The organism is Bacillus siamensis, from assembly GCF_051628075.1.
Taxonomy (GTDB): domain Bacteria; phylum Bacillota; class Bacilli; order Bacillales; family Bacillaceae; genus Bacillus; species Bacillus siamensis.
On sequence record NZ_CP155579.1, the window covers coordinates 1,995,307 to 2,011,393 of the forward strand.

Sequence of the window (16,087 nt, forward strand, 5' to 3'; positions counted from 1 at the left end):
TCTCAGCCTTGCCCCCCCTCTCTGTATGGCCGGTTCGAATGACTCATGTCCTTATCATTGCCATTTTTCTTATATCAACATAAAAACACACTCATCCCAAAAGAAGGGACGAGTGTGTGTCAGACCCGCGGTTCCACCCAAATTCCCGCCACTTCAAGCGGCGGCTCATTGTTGCCGTAACGCGGCTGTACGGTATCGGCTGCTTTCGTTCACCGATACAGCTCAAAAGGCGGTAAGCCCATTCTTCGTGCCGGGAAGATCTCAGCCTTGCCTCCCCTCTCTGTATGGCCGGTTAAAATGACTCATGTCCTTATCATTGCAGATTCTTTATCCGAAAAAACTTTCTTTTATTATACATAAATTTCCGCGAAAAGAAAGTTTTTTTAAAAAAATCGGTAAAAAATTCGGCATATTCAGCTGTCCTGTTACGTCATCTTCCATTCGGTAACGCTTTTAATCCATTCAGCAGTTCTTCAAACGCCGATGTCAAAAATAAATCACGCCGGTAGATGAATGATATATTCATATCCCGAAAACGTTCAGGGAGCTGATGATGAAAAAGATTTTCCCGGTTTTGAAAATAACGGGCGGCTGACGCAGGCAAAAAGGAAACACCCAACCCTGCCTGCACCGCTCCAATAATGGCTTCCAGCGTTCCGAATTCAATGATTTTATGTTCAGGCACTGCTTCCTCTTTCAATATATTTTTTATTTTTCGGCGATGCGAACAGCCGGCGGCAAAAAACAGAATCGGCTCTCGCAGCAGGCTTTGCAATCCGCCTTCCCGCACATTTGAAACCACGATCATTTCTTCTTGGAATACGGCGAATTGTTTAAGGTCTTCGTGTTCAACCGGCCCATAAACAAAAGCCCCGTCCAGCTCATACTGCAGGACGCGCTGCACTAAGGTATGTGTATCACCGGTCGACAGTGACAGCTGTACTTTCGGATATCGTCTGCAATACTCCGTGAAAAATTGAGGGAGATGGACGGCTGCAGCCGTTTCTAAAGAACCGATGCGGAGCGGACCGTTCGGATGTCCTGCCTCTTGCGTGTTTTTTTGCGCCTCATATAGCAGCTGCAGAATTCTGTCTGCATCTTTCAATAAGCTTTCACCTGCTGGCGTCAGCGTCATTCCCCGATTCGTCCGGTAAAACAGCTGTGTTTGCAATTGCCGTTCCAGCTGCTGAATCCGGTTTGTCACATTTGATTGAACATAATGCAGACTTTCGGCCGCCTTTGAAATACTGCCTTTGCGGGCGACAGTCTGAAAAATCTTTAAGTCTCCGCTTTCCATGTAAGGACACCTTCTTGCTATGATTTTTATTGATAGCCGGCTATCAATTTTCCTTCATTTACTGCAGCTGTTACAGCCTGTAAAATTTTTCTCATCAACCATAAAGGAGAGAAAAATAATGGATGCCATTATCATACACGAAAATAGCTTTCATTTCAGGCAGACACCTGACAAACATCCGGGGAACGGAGAAGTCAAAATAAAGCTGAAAACAGCCGGATTAAACCATCGCGATTTGTTTTTAATGAAAAGCCACGAAATCGGAAACCAAAAATTCATTCTCGGTTCAGATGGCGCGGGAATCGTAACTGAAATAGGACACGGCGTCTGTTCTCATTTACTGCATGCGGAAGTCATCATCAACCCGGTGCTGAATTGGAAGACTGTTAAGGATGTACCAGCCGTCCCTGATATTTTAGGCGGTCCAAGCGACGGAACTTTTTCACCTTATGTCATCGTTCCTGCGGAAAATGCCATTGTAAAACCCGATCATCTGACATGGGAGGAAGCGGGCGTGCTGCCATTATCAGCATTAACCGCTTATCGCGCCTTATTTACAAAAGGACAATTGAAAAAGGGCGAACACCTTATCCTTCCGGGCATCGGGAGCGGCGTGGCAACATACGCCTTACGAATGGCAAAAGCAATCGGAGCGACAGTCAGCGTCACCTCCCGCAGCGAAAACAAAAAACAAACCGCACTGTCATACGGTGCAGACCGGGCAATTGACAGTTACGGCGACTGGAATGAAGCGCTGAATGGCCAAAAAGCAGATATCATACTTGACGGTGTCGGTCCCGCTTTATATCAACACTACCTTGACATTATGAAACCGAATGGCCGGATCGTAACATTCGGTGCCAGTTCAGGTGATCAGCTCGGATTTCCTATTCGCTCGCTGTTTTTTCCGCAGATTCATATTCTCGGTACATCAATGGGAAGCAATGAGGAATTCGCGCAAATGCTGGAATTGATAAAACGCTGCGGCATCCGCCCCATTATCGACCGTATGTACCCTCTAAGAGAAGCAGCCGATGCCATTAAGAGAATGCAGGAAGGACGGCAGTTCGGCAATATCGGCTTTCATATAGATGTCTAAAAAGAGGAGCGGACCCTTCCAGGAGCCTTTCCGCTCTGACATACTCTTGATATTATTTCTTTCAAATAAAAAAGTGTTTTCCCGGTTTTTAAAACTTTTCGATGATACAGCCACACGACGGGTAAAGTGCCCGTCAATAAAATAAAATGGGAAAGCACAGCAAATGTGCCTTTAAACGGCGCCGTCCGATGCTTGCACAGCGCTTCCAGATATCTTTTGTCAGCACAATCCTTTACGTAACGTTTTGCGGCAGCTATCAAAAACAGGCCTTCAGAACTTTCGCCGATTTGAAACTGCTGAACAGAAGAACCAATAATACGGCGCTCTGTTTCAGAAAGCAGATCATGTTAACAGTTCAGTTCCATGACATATGAAAAAACCGGCTGAGCCCAGCCGGTTCTATAATTAATCCCCTTTATTTACGGTAAAACAGTGCTCCCCATTAAATAACTGTCGACTTCGCGCGCTGCTTCCCGGCCTTCATTAATCGCCCATACAATCAGGCTTTGGCCTCTTCTCGCATCCCCTGCGGCGAAAACACCGTCAACATTCGTTTTATAATCCCCATATGCCGCCTGAATTTTATGATTTGCCGAATCGACACCAAACTGCTTCAATAATGGCTGTTCAGTTCCTTCAAAACCGATGGCGATAAACACCAGCTGAGCAGGCCATACTTTCTCCGTTCCGGGCAGTTCATGAAATTCATACTTACCGAATTCATTTCTGACTTTTTCCATTTGGATGGTGTGGATCTCTTTTAAGCGGCCTTGTTTATCGGCCACCATTTTTGTCGTCTGAATTGAATATTCTCTCGGATCTTTGCCGAACTTTGCCTGCGCTTCTTCATAGGCGTATTCAAGGGTGAAGACGTGCGGCTGTTCAGGCCACATATTGTCATTCGTGCGCGTCTGAGGAAGTTTAGGATGTTTTCCGAACTGATGCACGCTGCGCGCTTTTTGGCGCAGTGCAGTTGCCACGCAGTCAGCTCCTGTGTCTCCCCCGCCGATCACGATGACGTCTTTTCCTTTAGCGTCTATAAATTGTTTATCTTTGAAGTTGGAATCTAAATAGCTTTTCGTCGCCAGTGTTAAATAATCCATTGCGTAATGGACGCCTTTTGCTTCCCGGCCTTCAATCAGCAGATTGCGCTGCTTTTGGGCGCCTGTGCACAAAATGACGGCATCAAATTGTTCTTTGAGCTCATCAGCCGTTATGTCAACGCCGATTTCGGTATTTGTCACAAAATCTATACCTTCCTGCGTCAAAAGCTTAATACGGCGTTCGACGACATTTTTCTCAAGCTTCATGCTCGGAATGCCGTACATCAGCAGGCCGCCGGCTCTGTCAGCACGTTCATAGACCGTTACGGAATGACCGGCTTGGTTCAGCTGATCAGCGCTTGCCAGACCTGCCGGGCCTGAACCGACGACAGCGACTTTCTTACCTGTGCGTTTCGCTGGAATTCTCGGCTGAATCCATCCGTTCTCAAAACCTTTGTCAATGATCGTCCGCTCGATGTTTTTAATTGAAACAGCCGGATCTGAAATGGCCAGTGTACAAGATCCTTCACAAGGAGCGGGACAGACCCGCCCTGTGAATTCAGGAAAGTTATTCGTTTTCAGAAGGCGCTCCAGTGCTTCTTTCCAGCGCCCCCGATAGACGAGGTCATTCCATTCCGGTATTAAATTATAAATCGGACATCCGGATGTAAAACCGTTAATATCAGCGCCGATTTGGCAAAACGGTGTGCCGCAATCCATACACCGTGCCCCCTGCCGCCTTGACGCTTCATCTGAAAATGGAGCCGAATACTCTTTCCAATCTTTTAAGCGAGTGAGAGGGTCCCGCTCAGCCGGTTTTTCTCGTTTTTCTTCCATGAATCCAGTTGGTTTCCCCATGTTCCTCTCCCCTTTCTTACTGCACTACCGCTTGTTTTTGATCTTTGGCCGGCGTTTTGTGAGCCTTTGTGTTGGCTTCAAAAGCATACATAATGGCGTCTTCTTCTGATAAACCCGCCGCTTTTTGTTCTTCGATGCTGAGGAGCATTTGTTTATAGTTTTTCGGAATGACTTTGATAAAGGTCTCTGCGGCTTTTTCCCAATTGTCCAGGAGGTCTGCGGCTTTTTTGCTGTTTGTCAGCGCCGCATGCCGTTTGACCATTTCTTTTACTTCTTTGATCTCCGTTTCATCCGTCAGTTTTTCAAATGAAATCATTTCCATGTTGCATTTGCGTTTAAATGCTTTGGCATCATCGCTCAGGACGTATGCGATACCGCCTGACATCCCCGCTCCGAAGTTTTTGCCGACTTCACCGAGGACGACAACCCGGCCGCCTGTCATGTATTCACAGCCGTGATCTCCGATACCTTCTACAACGACATTGACTCCGCTGTTGCGGACCGCAAAACGTTCACCGGCTCGCCCGTTAATGTACGCTTCCCCGCTTGTTGCTCCGTAAAAGGCAACGTTTCCGATAATAACGTTCTCATGCGTTTCGCAATTGAAGGCATCAGGCGCTTTCACGATGATTTTTCCGCCTGACAGCCCTTTTCCTACGTAGTCATTTGAATCCCCGGTCAAATGAAGCGTCATTCCTTTAGGGACAAATGCACCGAAACTCTGTCCGGCTGATCCGGTGAAATGAAGCCTGATCGTATCATCCGGCAGTCCTTCCGCTCCGTAGCGTTTGGAAATTTCACTTCCCGTCACGGTTCCGGCTACGCGATTTGTATTATTGATCTTGATTTCCGCTTCCGCTTCCTGACCGGCTTCAATTGCAGCCTGCACCGCCGGAAGAATTTCCGTCATATCAAGTGACTGGCTGATTTTATGATTTTGCGCAGTCCGGAAAGTGCGCACGCCTTCAGGCTGATACAGCAGCGTGGATAAATCAAGCTGTCCCGCTTTCCAATGCGCTTTTGCACGTTCGCTGACATGAAGAACGTCCGTACGGCCGATCATTTCATCCAGCGTTTTAAAACCTAACTGCGCCATATATTCACGCACTTCTTCCGCGACAAACAGCATGTAGTTTACGATATGATCAGGATCGCCCATAAACTTTTTGCGAAGCTCCGGATTTTGCGTCGCGACACCTACAGGACATGTATCTAAGTGGCAGGCGCGCATCATGACGCAGCCTAGAACGACGAGCGGCGCTGTGGCAAAGCCGAATTCTTCCGCGCCTAGCAAGGCGGCCATCACAACATCGCGCCCTGTCATCAGCTTACCGTCCGTCTCCAATACCACGCGATCCCGTAAACCGTTCAGCATCAGCGTTTGGTGAGCTTCTGCAAGACCAAGCTCCCACGGAAGACCTGTATGTTTAATACTCGTTTTCGGTGAAGCACCCGTTCCGCCGTCGTACCCGCTGATGACGATGACATCTGCCGTACCTTTTGCCACACCGGCCGCAATCGTGCCGACGCCGGCTTTTGACACGAGCTTAACGCTGATTCGCGCGTTTCGATTTGCATTTTTCAAATCATGGATCAGCTGAGCCAGATCTTCAATTGAATAAATGTCATGATGAGGAGGCGGTGAAATCAGCCCCACACCTGGTGTAGAACCGCGGACATCCGCGACCCAAGGATATACTTTGTTGCCCGGAAGCTGGCCGCCTTCTCCCGGCTTCGCCCCTTGCGCCATTTTGATCTGCAATTCATCCGCATTGACGAGATAATGGCTTTTTACGCCGAAACGGCCGGATGCGATCTGTTTAATTGCACTTCTTCTGTCGTCACCATTTTCATCCGGAATAAAACGTTTCGGGTCTTCGCCGCCTTCTCCGCTGTTGCTTTTTCCGCCGAGCCGGTTCATCGCTATTGCCAAAGCTTCATGCGCTTCCTTGCTTAATGAACCGAATGACATCGCCCCTGTTTTAAAACGTTTCACGATGGACGCAGCTGATTCAACTTCCTCTAATTTTAAAGGCTTACGGTCTTCTTTGAAGGCGAACAGATTGCGTAAAAATCCGATTCGTTCTTCATCCGCTGCATGAGAATATTGCTTAAACAGGCTGTAATCATTCTTGCGGCACGCCCATTGCAGGGTATGGATGGTTTTCGGATTGAAAGCGTGGTGCTCTCCCCCGTTTCGCCATTGGAATTCACTACCCGGCTCAAGAGTTTGGCTGTAATCCTCCTTGTAAGCGGCTTGATGACGCTGTTTCGCTTCTTGCGCGATCGTTTCGATATCAATTCCGCCAAGCTGTGATGCAGTTCCCGTAAAGTATTTGGAAATGACGTCTTCACCGATGCCGACCGCTTCAAAAATTTGGGCGCCCCTGTAACTTTGCACAGTTGAAATTCCCATTTTTGACATCACTTTCACGACGCCTTCTGTCACGCTCTTTCCGTATTTGCTGACAGCTTCTTCATACGGAATATCAAGCCGTCCTTCATCGATTTCCTGCTTATACGTAGCATAAGTCAAATACGGATTGACAGCGTCGGCCCCATATCCGATGAGAGCCGCAAAGTGATGAACTTCACGCGCTTCGCCTGATTCAACGATAATGCTTGCTTTAGTGCGCAGACCTTGACGGATCAAATGCTGATGCAGCGCACTGACGGCCAAAAGCGGCGGAATCGGCGTCAATTCTTTACTCATTGCCCTGTCAGATAAAATTAACAGAGATACGCCTTCCTTAATCGCTTTTTCCGCCTGCTGAAACAAATCTTTCAGGCCTTTTTCTAGGTCATCGGAAAACAGCGTCCGGATGTGCTGGCTCTTAATGTCAGGATGCACAAGTGTTTTCAGCGCATAAAACTGTTCGTTAGATAATACAGGAGTGTACAGTTTAATGCGGCGGGCATTTCTTTCACTCGGATGCAGCAGATCGCCTTCAGCTCCGAGCCATGTCACCGTGGAGGTCACCAGCTGCTCGCGAATCGCGTCAATCGGCGGGTTTGTGACTTGCGCAAACAGCTGTTTAAAATAATGAAACAGTGATTGGGCACGATCGGATAAAACGGCGAGCGGCGAGTCATTTCCCATGGAGCCGAGCGGGTCTTTGCCTTCTTTAATAACAGGAATTAAATATTTCTGAATATCTTCATACGTATAGCCAAACGCTTTTTGCCGGACGAGAAGATCATCGAATTGTTCCTCTTCCCGGATTTCCGGATCAGGATTCACTTGAACCAATTCCTCTTCAAGCCATTTTTGATACGGGAATTCATTGGCGATTTCCGTTTTTACTTCTTCATCTGAAATAATCCGGCCTTCCTCTAAGTCAATGAGCAGCATTTTTCCGGGTTCCAGGCGTTTTTTATGAAGAATGTTTTCCTGTTCCACTTCAATAACGCCCACCTCAGATGAGAAAATAATATGGTCATCTTTTGTCACATAGTAACGTGCCGGACGCAGACCGTTACGGTCAAGGATGGCGCCGATTTGTTTACCGTCCGTAAACGAAATGGCGGTCGGTCCGTCCCACGGCTCCATTAAAGAGCTGTGATATTCGTAAAAAGCCCGTTTCGCTTTAGACATGTGAGTGTTTTCGGTCCATGGTTCCGGGATCAGCATCATTGCCGTATGTGCCGGCTTCCGTCCCGCCATCACGAAAAATTCAAACGCATTATCAAGAATGGATGAGTCACTGCCCTCAGCATTTAAAATCGGCAGCACTTTATGAAGATCGTCTCCGAAGCTTTCTGAAACGAACTGCTGCTCTCTCGCCCGCATCCAATTGATATTGCCCCGGAGCGTATTGATTTCTCCGTTATGGATCAGATAGCGGTTCGGATGGGCACGTTCCCAAGTAGGAAAGGTATTTGTGCTGAACCGTGAATGTACGAGTGAAAATGCAGATACGAAGGTTTCATCCTGCAAATCCAAATAAAACGCGTCAACCTGCTCAGGCGTTAACAAACCTTTATAAACGATAGTCTCGCTTGACAGGCTTGCGAAGTAAAAATCAAGCTGTTCTTGAACGCCCCAATTTTCCGCCTGCTTCCGGATGACATACAGTTTGCGTTCAAATGCAAGGCTGTCTTTCAAATCGTTTGCGGCACCGATAAATACTTGGCGCACGTACGGGCAAGTACTTTGTGCCACTGTTCCGATTTTTCCGACATTAACAGGGACGGTTCTCCAGCCGAGAACGGTCTGCCCTTCCTGCTCAATGAATGCATTTACCTGTTTTTCGATCTTTTTTCTTTCCTCTTCATTTTGCGAGAAAAAGACCATTCCTACCCCGTAACGGCCTTTTTCAGGCAGCTTCATTTCTCCGCACTCTTTCTTAAAAAATGCATCAGGGATCTGAACCATCAGGCCGGCGCCGTCTCCCGTATTCGGGTCACTGCCCTGTCCTCCTCTGTGATCCAGCTGGCAAAGCATCTGCAGTCCTTTTTTGACAATGTCATGTGAAGGTTTCCCTTTTAAATGGGCATACAAGCCGATTCCGCATGCATCATGCTCAAATTCCGGACGGTAGAGACCTTGTGCTTTCGGCATTTGATTGTAAGTCATAATTCCTCTCCCCCGATCAGTTTCCGTTAATTATCGGTCATAAAATCTGACAACTTTAAATTAATTGTAAGTTTTCAAAACAATATAAACAATATATAATTTAGATCAAATACATCTCAAAATGAGATAGATAGGTGTGAACGCAATGGAATTACGCCAGCTTCGGTATTTTATGGAGGTAGCAGAACGGGAGCATGTGTCAGAAGCGGCTGATCATCTGCATGTCGCCCAATCCGCCATCAGCAGGCAGATTGCAAATCTTGAAGAAGAGCTGAAGGTCACTTTATTTGAACGGGAAGGCAGAAATATTAAGTTAACGCCGATCGGCAAACAATTTTTAGAACATGTTAAAACAGCGATGAAAGCAATTGATTACGCGAAGGAACAAATCGATGAATATCTTGATCCTAATCGCGGAACCGTCAAAATAGGATTTCCGACGAGCCTTGCAAGTCAGCTTTTGCCGACAGTGATTTCAGCATTTAAAGAGGAGCACCCGAACGTTGAGTTTTTGCTCCGCCAAGGATCTTATAAGTTTTTAATTGAAGCCGTTAGAAACAGGGACATAGATGCGGCGCTTCTCGGCCCCGTTCCGACGGAATTTCCCGACATAACAGGCAATATCTTATTCACAGAAAAGATTTACGCGCTTGTTCCGCTGCATCATCCGCTTGCCAAACAAAAAAATATTCATTTAATTGATCTGCGCGGCGACCAATTTGTTTTATTTCCTGAAGGATTTATTCTCCGCAATATGGCGATTGACGCTTGCAGACAGGCTGGCTTTGCGCCGCTTGTATCAACGGAGGGCGAGGATTTAGATGCCATTAAAGGATTAGTCTCCGCAGGCATGGGCGTTACTTTATTACCTGAAAGCACCTTTGCGGAAACCACACCTCGGTTCACGGTCAAAATTCCGATTGAATTCCCTCAAGTGAAGCGCACCGTAGGCATTATTAAGCCAAAAGGCAGAGAACTGGCTCCGTCTGCGAATGATTTCTATCATTTTGTCATTCAATTTTTCTCCAAACTTGAACAATATCAATAAAAACAAACCCGAGCTTCAAAACGAAGCCTCGGGCTTTGCCATGTTTTATTGATTTTTCTCAGCCGATCGGGATGGACAGTTCAACGTGGCAGACAAACGCTTCCGGATCGATGACTGATTGACCGGTCTGTTTATGCGGCGTTTCTTTATATGTCTTCAGCTGAGCTGAGGAATAATTGACGATGCCGAGCCCAAGCTCTTCTCCCTGCTGATCAAGCAGTCTGACAACCGCCCCGCTGCTGAATCTGCCGTTAATCTGTTCGATATCCTGCGGTGAGAGCGCCACATTTCCGTTCGCTATATCGCGGCTGCTTTTCTTCTCCATCACAATCTCGCCTTCGGGGCCGGAATTAAATGCAAGCCATTGTTCTTTGTGGTTTAACGGGAGGGTTCCTTCCGCTTCAAAATAAGTTCCTTCAGCCGCCTCTTCTACCGCTTGAAGCAGAATGTCCGGGGTATTAGCCTGCCCGAGAAAGCCTTTAATACCGGAGGCCATCACAATTTTAAAAGCATCCAGCTTTGAACGCATTCCGCCGGTTCCCATCTCACTCCCGGCATCTCCCGCGCTTGCTTCTATTTCCGGGGTGATGTCACTTACATGTCTGATTCGTGCCGCTTCCGGGTTGCTGCGCGGATTATCATCATATAATCCGTCGATATCTGATAAAATCACAAGCATATCGGCATCAATTAAGCCTGCGACCTTTGCCGCGAGTGTATCATTATCACCGAATTTCAGCCGATTGACTGTGACGGTGTCATTTTCATTAATAATCGGAATAATGCCTCGTTCCAAAAGGACGTTCATTGTATTGCGGACATTATGATAGCGGTATTCATCAGAAAAGTCGCTTCTTGTAATTAAAATTTGTGACGCGACATAACCGTGCGCTAAAAACAGCTTTGAATAAGCTTCCATTAATAATCCCTGCCCGATGGAAGCAGAAGCCTGTTTTTCAGGGAGGCTTTCCGGTTTCTGAATAAAGCCGAGCTTCCGATAACCTGCCGCCACTGCGCCGGAAGATACTAAAATCACTTCATAGCCGCTGTCTTTCAGCTGTGCGATTTGATCCACCAATGTCTCCAGTTTTCTTCTGCTGATTTCTCCGTGCAGGCTCGTCAGTGAGCTGCTGCCGATTTTCACCGCGATTCTTTTGATCTCCGTCCGAGACGTCACTGTATCACTCCTGTTTTTATTTTATAGTGCTGCTGTTTTTTCAATTGTTTTGCTGATCTCAATAGAACGTTCGGTCGCATGTTTAATGGCTTTGGCAATGGCTTCCCCGCCGCCTTCAGACCTGAGCGCATCAAGGCCGGCTGCAGTCGTGCCGTTTGGAGAGGTGATGTTTTCTCGAAGCACATCCGGTTTTTCCCCCGTCTCCATCAGCATTTTGGCTGCGCCTAATAATGTTTGCACGCCGATTTTGCGGGACAGTTGTTTTTCTAAGCCGGCTTCTTCACCTGCTTTTTCGATAAACTCCATTAAATAATAAAAGTACGCCGGTCCGCTGCCTGCGATGCCGGTGAAAATGTCCATCTGATCTTCCTTGATCACATATACTTCACCGAGACATTCCAGAAGGGATACCGCAGTCTGTGCTGAACTTTGAGAGACATGGTCTCCGAAAGCCGCAGCTGTTGCCGATTCGCCGATCATGCTGGATGTGTTCGGCATGACTCTTACAACCGGCTGATTCTCATGTAATGATTGTTGTATAAATGAGGTTGTTATGCCTGCCAAGACAGACAGGATGATTTGATGAGGTTGAATACGCCGTTTCAGCGTCTCCAGAGCGATTTCAGCATCCTTCGGTTTCATAGCTAAAATAAAGATATCAATGTCTTCGGTTTTCATGCTGTCAAAAGCCGTGCCTTGAATTCCGTATTGATGTTCCAATTCAGCGAGTCGCTCTGTATTTCGGCGGTTTGTCACGCAGATGTTTTGATTGGGAATTTTTTTTGCGCGGACCATGCCTGATATCATTCCTTCAGCCATTGATCCTGCTCCTATAAAAGCAACTTTCTTTTGATCTAAGATCGGTAACATCTCCCTTGTTCGTATTTTGTTCGCATTTTCACACGTTTTTTATGTTATCATGTCAGGAGTCAATGTCAAGTTTGAAGGTTTTATTGATATGTATTGTTCCGATCCTGTTATTATGTATAATGAATCACAGAACACCCCGCCTGAGCCCGGGCGGCGGGGTGTGTTCCGGACAGATTTAAAAATTATCGGAAAGGGCTTTTTCTATCAGCTTTTTGCAGCGGTCAAGCTCTGTCTTCAGCTGTTTTTTGTAAAGCTTCGCAGCTTCATAGTCTTTAAATTGATAGAGAACGACTTCCTGGAGTTTGGCTCCTTCTTTTTTGACCTTTACCTGTTTTAAGATCCCGTCATCCAAGAGTTCGTGGAGTGAACGGTATACCTCAGTATGATTCGGCTTGAAACCGATGGGTTTAAATTCGGAGCGCAGCACCTCGAGAAGCTTCAGTCCGTAAAGCCGTTCCTGCTCTGTCATTGTAATCATGTAAAGCTTTAAAAAAGCCCTTTGTTTCACTAAAAAACCGGTTGAACTTCTTTTTTCTTCTTTCAATATGTGCACACCCTTTCCTCTAACAAATTATTCCATGTACTAAATATTCTCTTTATATTCCGTTTCCCCTTTTATTGTGCGAACAGTTTAATTTGTATTGATTTGTTTTTTTGAACGGCGGAGAAAAAATATAATTGAACATTTGGTACATAGTTTATTTAGTTTAAATTATAACTGATATCGGTTTCTTTTTCATTCCTTTTTTCGCACAAATCCTTTATATCTGCTCATTCAGTTTTAAGGAAACAAAAAAAGACCTGTCTAAAAAGACAGATCCCGTTTTTTTAAGGATTGGTTGACCATAAACCGGCGGTTTTGACGAAAATGCGCGGATGTAATTTCAATTGAGCAACCATATATTCTGCAAGATCCTCAGGCTGCATGACTTTTTCCGGATTGCCGTCTGTCAGATTTAATTCAATTGACATATCGCTGGCAACCGTGCTCGGAGTCATTGCGCTGACACGGATATTGTGTTTTCTCACTTCCTGCATGAGAGATTCAGTCAGACCGAGAACGGCAAATTTCGAAGCGCTGTACGCACTTGTCGCCGCGGCGCCTCTTTGGCCAGCCGTAGAGGAAATATTAATGATATCTCCTGATTTTCTTTCAATCATTTCAGGAAGAACGGCGCGTGTCACATGGTACACACCCATTACATTCACTTGAATGATGTCTTCCCACTCTTCTGGCGTAAGATCTAAAAATCCGCCGAATTTGCTGATTCCGGCATTGTTAATCAGGATGTCAATCTCACCGAGATCTTCTTTAATAGAAGCGACGGCTTGTTCGACCTCTTTTTGACTTTTTACATCGGCAGAAGCGAATGATGCCTTTACACCAAGGGCTTCCACTTCTTCTGCAACCTTTTTAACATTTGCTTCAGTGCGGCCGATTAAACCGATATTGACTCCTTCTTTCGCTAAAGCAATAGCGGCGGCGCGGCCGATTCCTCTGCCCGCACCCGTGATAAGAGCCGTTTTGTTCTGTATGCTTTCCATGTCTTTCACCCTTTCTGAATGTCCTTATGTACGATTTCACATTATAAGCAGAAAAAAAACAATTAGCAAATAAAACGATTCAACGGTCTCCATAAAGGGTATCAACTGAAAAAAGGAGTGAAAAGCAGATGATTATCATTTTGTATATCAGTGCTGCCGTTGCGGCCGCCGCCTTGGTTTATTTAGCCGTATCAGCCGTGCGTTTTAAAAGAAACACAGCGCCTGATATAAAGAAGATTAACGTCACGGCAGCGTCCATGCAGACGTCCGTTGAAGAAATCAAAACAGAAACCCGTCTGTTATCACAAAAGCAGAAAGAACTGCAGGAAGACTTTCTCACTAAAAAAACAGCCGTGCAAACGACGGCTGCCGAAGCAAAAGGAACGCCTCATGTTCTGAAGATGCTCTGGAACGCCGGTAAAAGCGATTTATGAGCCTGCATGCCATCCGCCGTTTTTGCTGACACTAAGAGAATGAGCGGGTTCAAGGAGGCATAATATGATTTGCAATCATGAGCGGCTTGCACATTTTTTGCGCCAGCTTAAAGCATTATCATCTTCGGGAGAATTTACAAAATCGGATTTGCTGACTCCGGAGTTCCATTTAGCAAAGGACGGAGATCTGGATATGTATTATTCGCCTCATAATGAGTATATCAACCCTCATGCTGCAGTTGTCATCTCCGGAATTACACCCGGTTTTTTTCAGATGCAGCGTGCTTACAAAGCAGCGGCACAGCTTTTAAAAAACGGCGAATCTCTTGAGATGATAGCATATGAGACAAAAAAAGCGGCCGGGCTTTCCGGTTCCATGAGGCAGCACATGATCGAAATGCTTAATGAATGCGGTCTGCCGGCCGCCCTCCGAGTTGAGAATTCATCCAGTTTATTTGGTTCAAAACGGGAGCTGCTTCATACGACATCCGTTATCAAACACCCTGTTTTTTATCAACAGAAAAACTATACGGGACATCGGCCGCCCATCAGCAGGTCAGGCCTTCTCAGCCGTTATGCGCTGAAATATTTTCCGGACGAAATAGAAATGATGAAAAAGGACATTCTGCTCGTCCCTCTCGGTAAAGCAGCAGAATCCGCCTGCTGCATGCTGAAGAAGAAGGGGAGGATGAATCATGCATTCATTTTGGAAGGCTTCCCCCATCCGTCCGGCGCAAACGGACATCGTTTCAAACAATTTCACGAAAACAAACAATCGTTACGTGAACAAATTCAGCGCTTTGCCGGGTTTCTTCAGAAGCTGTAAAAAACGCCCCGAGCCTTCAGGGCGTTTCTGTTAAGAAGCATATTCAGGCAATGATTTATCGTGTTTTGCCGTTTTCTCTTCAGGTATTTTAATTTGATTTGTCAGGATTGCACTTGCGAAATAGAGCGCTGCGAAAATCCATACTACGCCTTGTGCGCCGACAAGCCCGATAAACGCCCAGGCAAGCGCGGGTCCGACAAATGCCGACAGGCCCGCGGCCAGATTTAACACAGACATGGCAGCACCTTTATCGCTGCCCGCCGCTGTCGGCACGATAGCTCCGATCGGAACGAATCCGGCCAGAAGCCCTCCCCAAATAAAGCCGACAATGCTGACGAAAAGCAAGTTCCCATGTGATACAACAGGAGCATAATATAATAAAAGGGTAAAAATGCCGCAGCCCGCTCCCCCAAACCACATGACAGTCTTTTTCCAGCCGAACGCATCGCCGACTGCACCGAAGATTAAGTTAAAGACGATATTGCCAAGAAAGATCGTGCCCCAAATCTGCAGCCATACATTTGTAGAAATGCCGTGCTGCGCCATATGCATTGGGAGAAATACCGGAAATCCGTATGTTCCGATACTGTTGATGATCCGAACAATCCCCCCTGAAAGCACACGCGGATTTTCAGCAAGGATGGTGATTCCTTTCATTAATTCCTGCACCTTTTCCTGTTTACTTGCTTTTTTCTTTTCAAAGCGGTCCCTATTTAAAATCAAAGCAAAAAACGCGCCGAGGCATACCCAAAAAATCGAACTCCACAGCGTATTCAAATAGCCGAAAGATTTGATGGCCCAGCTAGAATACCAGGCTCCGAATACAAACATGCCGCAGCAATAAGCAATCCAGAACCAGCCGACCGCCGTACTGAGCTTGCTTTTCGGCGACCGGTAAATCACCCATGTCAAAAAAGAATAGGCAAACAGCGGATAGCCCAGCCCTTTAATAAAATACGTGACATACATCACCGGCAAATTAAGATTTTCAAATCCGTATGCGATAAACGCGGCTGTTCCGATAACATAAAATAACAGCCCCATAAACATCGTCCGCTTTGCGCCGAAGGCTTCGAGACAGACGCCTGAAAACCAAGACGCCACAGCGAGAGCAATACCGTAAACCGTAAACAGGGATGCTGATTGCTGTACCGTCAAGCCGTTTTCAACTAAAAACGGGCTGAGCCAGCCTTGTTCAAGGCCGTCCCCCATCATAAACAGCACGACCCCTAAAAATCCCCAGGCAAGCTGTTTCGGAATTCCTATTTTATTAAGCATTTTTTGTTCCTCCTCAGCAATCTTTCATGTTGTCAT

At 46.4% G+C, this 16,087-nt stretch carries 12 protein-coding genes; 4 read left to right on the forward strand and 8 right to left on the reverse strand.

The window, feature by feature from the left end; all coding sequences use genetic code 11:
* Nucleotides 1–430: 430 nt before the first annotated feature.
* Nucleotides 431–1,297: a LysR family transcriptional regulator gene (locus ABDB98_RS09565; RefSeq protein ID WP_438420020.1), complete on the reverse strand. Its 867-nt coding sequence runs from the start codon at nucleotides 1,295–1,297 to the stop codon at nucleotides 431–433.
* A gap of 118 nt (nucleotides 1,298–1,415) precedes the next feature.
* Here ABDB98_RS09565 and ABDB98_RS09570 point away from each other — a divergent pair, with 118 nt between their 5' ends.
* On the forward strand, nucleotides 1,416–2,396 hold the full coding sequence (locus ABDB98_RS09570; protein WP_438420021.1) for a zinc-binding dehydrogenase: 981 nt from the start codon (nucleotides 1,416–1,418) through the stop codon (nucleotides 2,394–2,396).
* A 419-nt stretch (nucleotides 2,397–2,815) separates the two neighbouring features.
* Here ABDB98_RS09570 and gltD read toward each other — a convergent pair whose 3' ends face one another.
* Together gltD and gltB are read right to left on the reverse strand one after the other, a co-directional pair.
* The gene (gltD, locus tag ABDB98_RS09575; protein ID WP_438420023.1) at nucleotides 2,816–4,297 is read right to left on the reverse strand and encodes a glutamate synthase small subunit; all 1,482 of its coding nucleotides are present in this window, start codon (nucleotides 4,295–4,297) and stop codon (nucleotides 2,816–2,818) included.
* A gap of 16 nt (nucleotides 4,298–4,313) precedes the next feature.
* Nucleotides 4,314–8,873, reverse strand: a complete 4,560-nt coding sequence (gene gltB, locus ABDB98_RS09580; RefSeq protein ID WP_438420024.1) for a glutamate synthase large subunit — start codon at nucleotides 8,871–8,873, stop codon at nucleotides 4,314–4,316.
* Nucleotides 8,874–9,018: 145 nt separating this feature from the next.
* Between gltB and ABDB98_RS09585 the strand changes: the two genes are divergently transcribed.
* Nucleotides 9,019–9,921, forward strand: a complete 903-nt coding sequence (locus tag ABDB98_RS09585) for a LysR family transcriptional regulator (protein WP_016936565.1) — start codon at nucleotides 9,019–9,021, stop codon at nucleotides 9,919–9,921.
* 58 nt (nucleotides 9,922–9,979) lie between these two features.
* Here ABDB98_RS09585 and proB read toward each other — a convergent pair whose 3' ends face one another.
* The 4 genes from proB to ABDB98_RS09605 form a co-directional block, all read right to left on the reverse strand.
* A complete protein-coding gene (gene proB / locus ABDB98_RS09590; protein WP_438420025.1) occupies nucleotides 9,980–11,098 on the reverse strand; it encodes a glutamate 5-kinase in 1,119 nt (372 codons plus the stop codon).
* A 21-nt stretch (nucleotides 11,099–11,119) separates the two neighbouring features.
* Nucleotides 11,120–11,968 carry a pyrroline-5-carboxylate reductase gene (gene proC, locus ABDB98_RS09595; RefSeq protein WP_438420026.1) on the reverse strand — a complete coding sequence of 283 codons (849 nt, stop codon included), beginning with the start codon at nucleotides 11,966–11,968 and terminating at the stop codon, nucleotides 11,120–11,122.
* A gap of 175 nt (nucleotides 11,969–12,143) precedes the next feature.
* Nucleotides 12,144–12,512 (reverse strand): replication termination protein, encoded by a 369-nt coding sequence (gene rtp, locus ABDB98_RS09600; protein ID WP_016936568.1) that lies wholly within the window; start codon nucleotides 12,510–12,512, stop codon nucleotides 12,144–12,146.
* A gap of 284 nt (nucleotides 12,513–12,796) precedes the next feature.
* Nucleotides 12,797–13,513, reverse strand: coding sequence for a 3-ketoacyl-ACP reductase (locus ABDB98_RS09605; protein WP_438420027.1), 717 nt, complete (start codon nucleotides 13,511–13,513; stop codon nucleotides 12,797–12,799).
* Nucleotides 13,514–13,641: 128 nt separating this feature from the next.
* Here ABDB98_RS09605 and ABDB98_RS09610 point away from each other — a divergent pair, with 128 nt between their 5' ends.
* Nucleotides 13,642–13,947: a DUF948 domain-containing protein gene (locus ABDB98_RS09610; RefSeq protein ID WP_438420028.1), complete on the forward strand. Its 306-nt coding sequence runs from the start codon at nucleotides 13,642–13,644 to the stop codon at nucleotides 13,945–13,947.
* Nucleotides 13,948–14,011: 64 nt separating this feature from the next.
* Nucleotides 14,012–14,773: a hypothetical protein gene (locus ABDB98_RS09615; protein ID WP_438420029.1), complete on the forward strand. Its 762-nt coding sequence runs from the start codon at nucleotides 14,012–14,014 to the stop codon at nucleotides 14,771–14,773.
* 30 nt (nucleotides 14,774–14,803) lie between these two features.
* Here ABDB98_RS09615 and ABDB98_RS09620 read toward each other — a convergent pair whose 3' ends face one another.
* Nucleotides 14,804–16,051, reverse strand: a complete 1,248-nt coding sequence (locus tag ABDB98_RS09620) for an RbtT/DalT/CsbX family MFS transporter (protein ID WP_060962622.1) — start codon at nucleotides 16,049–16,051, stop codon at nucleotides 14,804–14,806.
* Nucleotides 16,052–16,087 lie beyond the last annotated feature (36 nt).

Bases quoted from the DNA above. Each gene is read 5' to 3' on its own strand.
- ABDB98_RS09585 (WP_016936565.1), top strand. From the start codon at position 9,019: ATGGAATTACGCCAGCTTCGGTATTTTATGGAGGTAGCAGAACGGGAG.
- ABDB98_RS09565 (WP_438420020.1), bottom strand. From the start codon at position 1,297: ATGGAAAGCGGAGACTTAAAGATTTTTCAGACTGTCGCCCGCAAAGGC.
- ABDB98_RS09620 (WP_060962622.1), bottom strand. From the start codon at position 16,051: ATGCTTAATAAAATAGGAATTCCGAAACAGCTTGCCTGGGGATTTTTA.
- gltB (WP_438420024.1), bottom strand. From the start codon at position 8,873: ATGACTTACAATCAAATGCCGAAAGCACAAGGTCTCTACCGTCCGGAA.
- ABDB98_RS09610 (WP_438420028.1), top strand. From the start codon at position 13,642: ATGATTATCATTTTGTATATCAGTGCTGCCGTTGCGGCCGCCGCCTTG.
- ABDB98_RS09615 (WP_438420029.1), top strand. From the start codon at position 14,012: ATGATTTGCAATCATGAGCGGCTTGCACATTTTTTGCGCCAGCTTAAA.
- ABDB98_RS09605 (WP_438420027.1), bottom strand. From the start codon at position 13,513: ATGGAAAGCATACAGAACAAAACGGCTCTTATCACGGGTGCGGGCAGA.
- proC (WP_438420026.1), bottom strand. From the start codon at position 11,968: ATGTTACCGATCTTAGATCAAAAGAAAGTTGCTTTTATAGGAGCAGGA.
- gltD (WP_438420023.1), bottom strand. From the start codon at position 4,297: ATGGGGAAACCAACTGGATTCATGGAAGAAAAACGAGAAAAACCGGCT.
- ABDB98_RS09570 (WP_438420021.1), top strand. From the start codon at position 1,416: ATGGATGCCATTATCATACACGAAAATAGCTTTCATTTCAGGCAGACA.